The organism is Streptomyces corallincola (assembly GCF_019104725.1).
GTDB lineage: Bacteria > Actinomycetota > Actinomycetes > Streptomycetales > Streptomycetaceae > Streptomyces > Streptomyces corallincola.
Genome location: NZ_JAHRXF010000061.1, coordinates 22,200 through 31,595, shown reverse-complemented (window position 1 = coordinate 31,595; position 9,396 = coordinate 22,200). Strand labels below are relative to the sequence as shown.

Below are 9,396 nucleotides of genomic sequence, written 5' to 3'. Positions count from 1 at the left end.
GGGGGGGGGGGGGGGGGGGGGGGGGGGGGGGGGGGGGGGGGGGGGGCGGGGGGGGGGGGGGGGGGGGGGGGGGAGAAGCGGGTGGTGTCCACGCCGTTGGGGATCACGGCGTAGGAGGCGTGCACCCCGGCGCGTACGCCCCGTGCGCGCTCCGCCTCGCTGACGCAGACCAGCCGGTCGACCCAGCGTGCGCCCGCGCGCTCCCAGCGCAGGGCGAACGCGGCGGTGGGGCCGCCGACCGCCTCGAACGACCAGGCGTGCGGCTGGAAGACGGTGGGGACGCGCCCGCGCAGCGCCAGCCGCGCGGCGAGCCCGGCCTTGGCGCTGTGCGCGTGCACCAGCGCGGGCCGCACCTCCGCGATCAGCCGCGCGACCCGCCGTACCTCACCGGCCAGTCCCGGCCCCGGTGAGCGGGTGGCCCGCCACTCGTACACGTCGGCCCCCAAGGCGCTTGCCTCCTCGGCGAGTTGTCCGCCGGGGCAGCCGACCGCCACTCGCGTACCGGCCGCGAGCTGGGCTTCCACCAGGTCCAGGACGACCCGTGGGACACCCCCCGCCACGGGCTGCGCGAGGTGCAGGACCCGTGGTGCGGGGTCGGGCACTGCCTGCTGGTGCATTCGCGGTCTACCTCGCTCACGGGGGCGCTCGGGGCTGCGGGTGGGTACGCGCGTCACGCCTGCGCGTCCACGGCGACGAGGAGCGCGCCTGCCCACGACGCGTCCCGCTGGGAAACGAGCCGGAAGCCCGGCTGGTCACCGCCATGCCGCAGTGCGGATCGCAGATCGCACACATCCGAGTCGTGGCCGAGCGTGCCGGCGTATGCCGGAACCCGTCACTCCGTCGCGCCCGTTGGTACGTTGATCGTGGAATCGAGTACGCCGTCCGGGGGATTCACGCCGTCGCGCGGCCGGACGGATGCGCGCCCCCGGCCGGGTCGCGTCCCCCGACGCAGGGGAGGTGTCCATGCCCTGTGCGCCGCGACGCGGGGGCGTGGACCGTGGTGAGGTGCGGTGCCGGGCGTCGGGGGCTCACGCAGACCGGGGAGGCACCCCCCGGGGCCGGGGCTCCCACCGGCGTTCGCGGCGGCGGACCCGGGAACTTGCACATGACGGCGGTGCCTTTCGCGCGTGCTGGAGACGGGCGCCACAGTAGCGATCACGGGCGTCAATCCTGACAAACGCGGCAAGTGTGCCGGAATGGTGAAGGCGTGCCGGGGGTGGTGCCCGGCGCGCTTTCCCGTACGTCACTCCTTTGGCGGCACAACCCCACGGCGTGCCACGCGTTGACACAGCGCTGGGCATCCCGCCCGGATGTTTGTTTCGATTCCAAGGAGCACCTCTCCATGTCGCGTATTGCGAAGGGTCTGGTCCTGACCTCCGCCGCTGTCGCGGCCGTCGCCGGCGCTGCCGGTGCCGCCGTCGCCGACTCGGGCGCGCAGGGCGCCGCCGCCGGTTCGCCGGGCGTCCTGTCGGGCAACGTGGTCCAGGTCCCGGTCCACGTGCCGGTCAACGTCTGCGGCAACACCGTTGACGTCATCGGCCTGCTGAACCCCGCGTTCGGCAACACCTGCGTCAACGACTGACATCGGGGCGCACACCTTCGGGCGGCCGTCCGTCCGCGCATCCGCGCGGACGGACGGCCGTTCCGCTTTCTCCCCCGGATGGTTCACACCACGCACCTGAGCGGTTGCGGAAAGTCACCGGCGGTTCAACGGTGGGTCACAGACCTTGTGGAACATCGAAAGGACCGTCCCCATGCGTGTGCTGCCCGCGCGGCGTCTCGCCTCCACCACCCTCTGCGCCGCCCTGCTGGTCGGACTGGCCGGCCCCGCCGCCGTCGCCGCCGACCTCACCGGGGATCGTGACCACGCCTTCTCCCGCGCGCTCGACGCGGCGCGGCCCGCCGTCCCCGGCGACCTGCGCGAGCGGGTCCGGTCCCTGGACGACCAGGACGCGACCCTCGCGCCCGTCGTCGAACTCCTCGACCAGTCCCTGGAGCAGGGCCGCATGACCCTCGCCCAGGCCCAGCAGCTCGGTGACGCGGCCAAGGCCGCCCTCGCCCAGCTCGGCGCCGCGAACCCGGCGCTCATGGCGATGCCGTCCCCGCTCCCCGCCACGCCGTCGGAGTCGGACGTTCCCTCGCTGCCCGCCGCGCCGGGACTCCCCGAGGCGTCCGCCATGCCCGCCGCTCCGGCCGCGACTCCGGCTGCCGCTCCGGCCGCCGCCCAGCTCGCCAAGAGCGGCCCGGCCAACCGCGACGCCGTCTCCGACCTGCTCGCCCAGGTCACCAACACGGTCAACTCGCTTCTCAGCACGCTGACTTCGACGCTGAACGGTGCGCTGTCCACCGTCACCGGGCTGGTCGGCCAGGTCCTGGACCTGCTCGGCGGTGTCCTCGGCGGCGCGGGCCTGCCGTCCGCTCCCGCGGCTCCGGCGGTGCCGAGCGCGGGCTGAGTCGGTGCTGAGCCCGGGCTGAGGTGGGGCTGAGGTGGGGCTGAGCACAGTGCTGATCGCAGTGCTGAGCCCGTGTTGAGGCCCGGCTGACAGTTCTGGTCGGGGAGCCGTCGTATCCGAGTCCCACGGGTGCGGCGGCTCTCGCCGTTCCGGGGCGTACGGGGAGGCGGGGACGGGGGGGGGGGGGGCGTGGGGGGGGGGGCGGGCGGGGGCCGCGGGGGGGGGGTGGGGGGGGGGGGGGGGCGGGGGGGGGGGGGGGGGCCGCGGGGGGGGGGTGGGGCGGGGGGGGGGGGGGGGGGGGGGGGGGGGGGGGGGGGCCGTTGGGTGGGGCCTGCTTGCGGGTGCGGGTGCGGGTGCGGGTGCGGGTGCGGGTGCGGGTGTGGGTGTGGCGGTGGGGCTTCGGTGGGGAGCCACGGCTGTCACTCCGTGGGCTTCGTCACGCTCGGACGGAGCCGAACCGGTGTTCAGGCGCGCAGGCGGAGCCCCCGGGGGGTTGCCACGAAGCCCGCTGATTCCAGGAGGGGGCCCAGGGGGGAGGTGAGGGCGGGGATGCCGTTGGTGCGTTCCACGGTGACCGTGCCGAGGGAGCCGGTGCGCGCCGCGTCGGCCAGGGCTTCGGCCGCTGTGCGGAGGCGGGGGTCGTCGGGGGGTGCGGTGTCGGGGGTGGCGGGCCAGGCCAGCAGTGTTTTGCCGCCGCGTTCCATGTAGAGGGTCAGTTCGCCCTCGACCAGGACGACCAGGGAGCCCGCTTTGCGGCCGGGTTTGTGACCGGCGCCGTTCGGCGATTCGGGCCAGGGCAGGGCGGCGCCGTACGCGTTGGCGGGGTCGGCGGCGGCCAGGACCACGGCGCGGGGGTCGGGGGTGCCGTCCGCACCGCGCCGGTGGCCCGTACGGCGGCCGTACGGCGGGTTGCCGCGGCCGGGGCCGGGCGGGACGAAGGGGTCGGGGTACGGGGGTGTTCCGGAAGTGCCGTCCGAGGGCCAGAAGGTGTCCGCCGGGATGGGAGCGCCGTCCGGCGGGGGCCAGGTGAAGTCGGCGCCCGGTTCGGGGTGGCCGAGTGCGGGGGCGGCCCCGTCGAAGGCAGCGGGGGTGGCGTGGGCGTTCGCCGGGGGTGTGCCGGTCTCGCCCCGGTCGCGGGCGGTGGACACCGCGCGGAGGCGGTCCACCGCGCCGTCCATAGCGAACTGGGCGGCACCGAGGCCCTCGACGACGTAGCCGCGCCGGGCCTGGCCGCTGTCCTCGAACGCGGAGAGCACGCGGTAGACGGCCGAGAAGCCGCCTTCGACGCCCTCGGCGGCGACCGCGCCGCGGGTGACCACGCCGTGGCGGTCGAGGAGGGCGCGGGCCCGTGCGTGGGCGCGGACGGTGGCGTCGGGTTCCGGGGCGGGCAGCAGGGACCAGCGTCCGGCGACCGTGGGCGGGCCGTTGCGGGTGACGCCCGCGCGCGCGGCGGCGGTCAGTGAGCCGTAGCGCCCGCGTGGCATGGTCCGCTTGGCGCGGTGGGCCGTGGAGCCCGCCGTACGGCCGGAGCCGAGCAGTGAACGCATCGGCGCCAGCGTGTCGTTGGTCAGCCGACCCGACCAGGCGAGGTCCCACAGCGCGTCCGCGAGCTGCGTCTCGCCGGCCTCCGGGTGGGTCGTGGCGCGCACCTGGTCCGCGATCTGCCGGAAGAACAGGCCGTAGCCCCCGGCGAGCGCGGCGAGCACGGACTCGTGCAGTGGCGTCAGCTCCAGCGGGTGCGGGGCGGGCAGCAGCAGGGGTGCCGCGTCCGCTGTGTACAGCGAGACCCAGCCGTCCTTGCCGGGCAGCGCGCCCGCACCGGCCCACACCACCTCACCGGCGGCGGTCAGTTCGTCCAGCATCGCCGGGGTGTAGCCCGTGACGCGGGACGGCAGGACCAGCTTCTCCAGCGCCGAGGCGGGCACGGAGGCGCCCTGCAACTGCTCGACCGCGCGCACCAGACCGTCGATGCCGCGCAGGGTGTGACCCCGGCCGATGTGCTGCCACTGCGGCAGGAACTGCGCCAGGGCGGGCGGCGGGACGGGTTCCAGTTCGTGCCGGAGCGCGGCCAGGGAGCGGCGGCGCAGCCTGCGCAGCACGGTCGCGTCGCACCACTCCTGTCCGCTGCCCGCCGGATGGAACTCGCCCTGGACGACCCGCCCGCTCGCGGACATCCGGTGCAGCGCGCCCTCGGTGACGGCCACGCCCAGCCCGAAGCGGGCCGCCGCCGAGGCCGAGGTGAACGGGCCGTGCGTGCGGGCGTGCCGGGCCAGCAGATCGCCCAGCGGGTCCTTCACCGGCTCGGTGAACGCCTCCGGGACCCCCACCGGCAGCGCCGTGCCCAGCGCGTCCCGCAGCCGTCCCGCGTCCTCGACGGCCGCCCAGTGGTCGGCGCCCGCGATCCGCACCCGGATGGCCCGCCGGTCCGCCGCCAGCTCCCGCGCCCACCGCGGGTCGGCGCCCCGCTCGGCCAGCTCCGCATCGGTCAGCGGCCCGAGCAGCCGCAGTACGTCCGCGACGCCCTCGACGTCCTTGACCCGGCGGTCCTCGGTCAGCCACTGGAGTTCGCGCTCCAGCTCCGTCAGCACCTCCGCGTCGAGCAGTTCGCGCAGCTCCGCCCGGCCCAGCAGCTCCGCCAGCAGCCGGGAGTCCAGGGACAGCGCGGCGGCCCGGCGCTCGGCGAGCGGGGAGTCGCCCTCGTACAGGAACTGGGCGACGTAACCGAACAGCAGGGAGCGGGCGAACGGGGACGGCTCCGGGGTGGTGACCTCGACCAGGCGGACCCGCCGGGACTCGATGTCGCCCATCAGCTCGACCAGACCGGGCACGTCGAACACGTCCTGGAGGCACTCCCGGATCGCCTCAAGGACGATCGGGAACGACCCGAACTCGCTCGCCACCTCCAGCAGTTGGGCCGCCCGCTGGCGCTGCTGCCACAGGGGCGTACGGCGGCCGGGGCTGCGGCGCGGCAGCAGCAGCGCCCGCGCCGCGCACTCCCGGAACCGGGACGCGAACAGCGCCGAACCGCCCACCTGATCGGTGACGACCTGATCGACCTCGCCCTTGTCGAAGGCGACGTCGGCCGCGCCCACCGGCGCCCGCTCGCCGTCGTACTCGCCGCCCGCGCGGGAGGGCTCCTGGTCGAGCAGGTCCAGGCCCATCAGGTCGGCGTCCGGCAGGCGCAGCACGATGCCGTCGTCGGCGTGCATCACCTGGGCGTCCATGCCGTACCGCTCGGAGAGGCGGGCGCCCAGCGCCAGCGCCCAGGGGGCGTGCACCTGCGCGCCGAACGGGGAGTGGACGACGACCCGCCAGTCCCCGAGTTCGTCGCGGAACCGCTCGACCACGATCGTGCGGTCGTCCGGGATGTGCCCGCACACCTCGCGCTGTTCGTCCAGGTAGGCCAGCACATTGTCCGCCGCCCACGCGTCCAGGCCCGCCGTGAGCAGCCGCAGCCGGGCGTCGTCCCGGCTCAGCGCGGAGACCTCGCGGAGGAAAGCGCCCACCGCGCGGCCCAGTTCGAGCGGGCGGCCCAGCTGGTCGCCCTTCCAGAACGGCAGCCGCCCCGGCACACCGGGCGCGGGGGAGACCAGCACCCGGTCGCGGGTGATGTCCTCGATCCGCCAGGAACTCGTGCCCAGCGTGAAGACATCGCCCACCCGGGACTCGTAGACCATCTCCTCGTCCAGCTCACCGACCCGGCCGCCGCCCTTCTTCGGGTCGGAACCGGCGAGGAACACACCGAACAGGCCCCGGTCGGGGATCGTGCCGCCGGAGGTCACCGCGAGCCGCTGCGCGCCGGGGCGGCCGGTGACCGTACCGGCCACGCGGTCCCACACCACGCGCGGGCGCAGCTCCGCGAAGGCGTCCGAGGGATAGCGGCCCGCGAGCATGTCGAGCGTGGCGGTGAACGCCGACTCCGGCAGCGCGGCGAACGGCGCCGCCCGCCGCACCACCGTCAGCAGGTCGTCGAACTGCCAGGTGTCCAGCGCCGTCATGGCGACCAGCTGCTGCGCGAGCACGTCCAGCGGGTTCGCGGGGACCCGCAGCGACTCGATGGCGCCGGTGCGCATCCGCTCGGTGACCACCGCCGACTGCACCAGATCGCCCCGGTACTTCGGGAAGACCACGCCCGTGGACACCGCGCCCACCTGATGCCCGGCGCGTCCCACCCGCTGGAGACCGGAGGCGACCGACGGCGGGGACTCGACCTGGACGACGAGATCGACGGCGCCCATGTCGATGCCCAGTTCCAGGCTGGACGTGGCGACCACGGCGGGCAGCCGGCCCGCCTTGAGGTCCTCCTCCACCAGCGCGCGCTGCTCCTTGGAGACCGAGCCGTGGTGGGCGCGGGCGATCACCGTGGGCGCGCCCCGGGCCGCGCCGGAACCGCCCATCAGCTCCGCCGGGGAGTGGTGTTCGTCCAGCGGCTCGCCGGTCGCGCGCTCGTGGGCGATCTCGTTCAGCCGGTTGCACAGCCGCTCCGCCAGCCGTCGGGAGTTGGCGAACACGATGGTGGAGCGGTGGGACTGCACCAGGTCCGCGATGCGCTCCTCCACGTGCGGCCAGATCGACGGCCGTTCCGCGCCGTCGCCCGAGTCGGCCGCCGGAGCGCCGCCCAGCTCGCCCATGTCCTCGACCGGGACGACCACCGACAGGTCGAACTCCTTGCCGGAAGCGGGCTGCACGATCTCCACCCGGCGCCGCGGCGACAGATACCGGGCCACCTCGTCCACCGGGCGGACGGTCGCGGAGAGGCCGATCCGGCGGGCCGGGCGGGGCAGCAGTTCGTCCAGCCGCTCCAGGGACAGCGCCAGATGCGCGCCGCGCTTGGTGCCCGCCACCGCGTGCACCTCGTCCAGGATCACCGTCTCCACGCCCGTCAGCGCCTCGCGGGTGGACGAGGTGAGCATCAGGAACAGCGACTCGGGGGTGGTGATCAGGATGTCCGGCGGGCGGGTGGACAGCGCGCGCCGCTCGGCGGCCGGGGTGTCGCCCGACCGGATGCCGACCCGGACCTCCGGCTCGGGCAGACCGAGCCGCACCGACTCCTGCCGGATGCCGGTCAGCGGACTGCGCAGGTTGCGTTCCACATCGACCGCGAGGGCCTTCAGCGGCGAGACGTACAGCACCCGGCAGCGCTTCTTCGGGTCGGCCGGGGGCGGCGCGGAGGCCAGCTGGTCGAGCGCGGCGAGGAACGCGGCCAGCGTCTTGCCCGAACCGGTGGGTGCGACCACCAGCACGTCCGCCCCCTCGCCGATCGCCTGCCACGCGCCCGCCTGGGCGGCGGTGGGCGCGGAGAACGCACCCGTGAACCAGCCGCGGGTGGCGGGCGAGAACCCGGCGAGGGTCGGATGAGCGGAGCTGACCATGACCCCATCCTGCACCCCGCCACCGACAATCGCCCTGACCTGCGCGAACGGTACGAAAACGGGTCCCGCACGGCCGGGCCGCCGGTGGCACGGAATGGGCGTGTGGCGGGTTCGGATCCGGGACCGGGACCAGGACCAGAAGCGGCGGAACCGGCGCGGCACTGAGCCGCAGCCGCCGTACGCGCTCCCGTCGCTCAGCGGTCAGTCCAGGGAGCGCCCGTACGCCCGCAGGGTGCGCAGCGCCTCGATCGTGACCGAGGACCGCGCCTCCAGCGCGGGTGCCGCCGCCCACCGGCGCCAGCGGACGGGCCAGCCGCCGTCCTCCGCCTGCTCGGCGGCCAGGAAGTCCAGCGAGCGTGCCATCTCCTCGTCGGTGAACCACATGCGGGCCAGTGACTGCGGGGTCCGGGCGAAGTCGTGCGGGAAGTGGTGCTCGCCGCGCGCGTAACCGGCGGACACCGGCCAGTCGTCCAGCCGCTCGGGGTCCAGGGCGGCGAGCCGGTGCTCGCGCACCAGTCGGCCCAGCCGGTCGGCGGCGGCCCGCGCGCGCGAGCGGTCGGGAACGGAGTCCAGGAAGGCCACAGCCGCTTCGACCTCGTAGGGGTGGGTCTTCTCCAGCGACTCCACCGCCTGCCAGCAGAACTCGGTGGCCCGGAACAGCCACGCGTGCCACACCTCGTTGCGGTGCAGCACGCCGACCACCGGTCCGGTGGCGAGCAGTTCGCCGGGCGGGTCGTCCACGACCGGGACGAACGGCGCCGCCGGGTAGCCGCGCTGCGAGGGGTGGATCGCGGGCAGCGCGCCCTCCGCCGTGGAAACAGCCGTCAGATAGCGGCACACCCGCTCCACGCGCCGCCCGCCGCAGCGCTCCACTGCGTCCATCACGGCCAGCGCACGGGCGGTGTGCAGCGGCTGGCTCACCGGGCCGCGCAGATCGGGTTCCAGGGCGTGCCCGTAACCGCCGTCCTCGTTGCGGTACGCGTCGAGGGCCGACTCCACCGGATCGGTGGCGCCGTGCAGGAAGTGGTACGCGAAAAGCCGCTGTTCGAGAACGCGCGCGTTCAGCCAGACGAAGTGCTCGGCACGCTGGAGCGGCGAGCCCGCCGGACCGGCGGGGGAGGGCGGAGTGGCTCCGGTTTCGACCATGCGCCAGCGTAGGCCGAAACAGGGCCCCGGCAAGCGCCCGGGCCGGACACCACCCCTGGAGCGGGATACTGATGTCATGCGGTTGACGGTCTTCTGGCAGCGGATGGCGGAGCACTTCGGGCCCGGCTACGCCGAAACATTCGCGCGCGATCACGTGATGACGGAACTCGGCGGACACACGGTGAACGAGGCACTGGACGGCGGCTGGGACGCCAAGGACGTGTGGCGCGTCGTCTGCACGGTCATGAACGTACCGGCCGAGCAACGCTGACGGGACCGCTGGGGCGGGCACGGTGTGGCCCGCAGGGGTCGCTGCCCGCGCGCCCGGAGCCGACTTCGGCCCGCCCCGGGCGCCGGGACCGGAGAGACGGGCCGTAAGGCGCCGAGAGGCGCTGTCACGGGTCCCCGGTCGTCCGCCGCCATTT

At 75.2% G+C, this 9,396-nt stretch carries 6 protein-coding genes; 3 read left to right on the top strand and 3 right to left on the bottom strand.

Annotated elements, in window-relative coordinates; genetic code table 11:
* Positions 1–617 (bottom strand): glycosyltransferase family 4 protein (locus KUM39_RS26080; protein WP_217788231.1); only part of this gene is annotated, 617 nt, incomplete at its 3' end.
* 725 nt (positions 618–1,342) lie between these two features.
* Here KUM39_RS26080 and KUM39_RS26075 point away from each other — a divergent pair.
* Together KUM39_RS26075 and KUM39_RS26070 are read left to right on the top strand one after the other, a co-directional pair.
* On the top strand, positions 1,343–1,582 hold the full coding sequence (locus KUM39_RS26075) for a chaplin (RefSeq protein WP_217788230.1): 240 nt from the start codon (positions 1,343–1,345) through the stop codon (positions 1,580–1,582).
* Positions 1,583–1,754: 172 nt separating this feature from the next.
* Positions 1,755–2,453 (top strand): hypothetical protein, encoded by a 699-nt coding sequence (locus KUM39_RS26070; protein ID WP_217788229.1) that lies wholly within the window; start codon positions 1,755–1,757, stop codon positions 2,451–2,453.
* A 464-nt stretch (positions 2,454–2,917) separates the two neighbouring features.
* Here the strand turns inward: KUM39_RS26070 and KUM39_RS26065 are convergent, their stop codons facing one another.
* Both KUM39_RS26065 and KUM39_RS26060 read right to left on the bottom strand, forming a co-directional pair.
* Positions 2,918–7,825, bottom strand: a complete 4,908-nt coding sequence (locus KUM39_RS26065; protein ID WP_217788228.1) for an ATP-dependent helicase — start codon at positions 7,823–7,825, stop codon at positions 2,918–2,920.
* A gap of 201 nt (positions 7,826–8,026) precedes the next feature.
* The gene (locus KUM39_RS26060) at positions 8,027–8,971 is read right to left on the bottom strand and encodes a hypothetical protein (protein WP_217788227.1); all 945 of its coding nucleotides are present in this window, start codon (positions 8,969–8,971) and stop codon (positions 8,027–8,029) included.
* Positions 8,972–9,047: 76 nt separating this feature from the next.
* Here KUM39_RS26060 and KUM39_RS26055 point away from each other — a divergent pair, with 76 nt between their 5' ends.
* Positions 9,048–9,242, top strand: a complete 195-nt coding sequence (locus KUM39_RS26055; protein ID WP_217788226.1) for a DUF3046 domain-containing protein — start codon at positions 9,048–9,050, stop codon at positions 9,240–9,242.
* Positions 9,243–9,396: the final 154 nt, after the last annotated feature.

Bases quoted from the DNA above. Each gene is read 5' to 3' on its own strand.
- KUM39_RS26075 (WP_217788230.1), top strand. From the start codon at position 1,343: ATGTCGCGTATTGCGAAGGGTCTGGTCCTGACCTCCGCCGCTGTCGCG.
- KUM39_RS26070 (WP_217788229.1), top strand. From the start codon at position 1,755: ATGCGTGTGCTGCCCGCGCGGCGTCTCGCCTCCACCACCCTCTGCGCC.
- KUM39_RS26065 (WP_217788228.1), bottom strand. From the start codon at position 7,825: ATGGTCAGCTCCGCTCATCCGACCCTCGCCGGGTTCTCGCCCGCCACC.
- KUM39_RS26060 (WP_217788227.1), bottom strand. From the start codon at position 8,971: ATGGTCGAAACCGGAGCCACTCCGCCCTCCCCCGCCGGTCCGGCGGGC.
- KUM39_RS26055 (WP_217788226.1), top strand. From the start codon at position 9,048: ATGCGGTTGACGGTCTTCTGGCAGCGGATGGCGGAGCACTTCGGGCCC.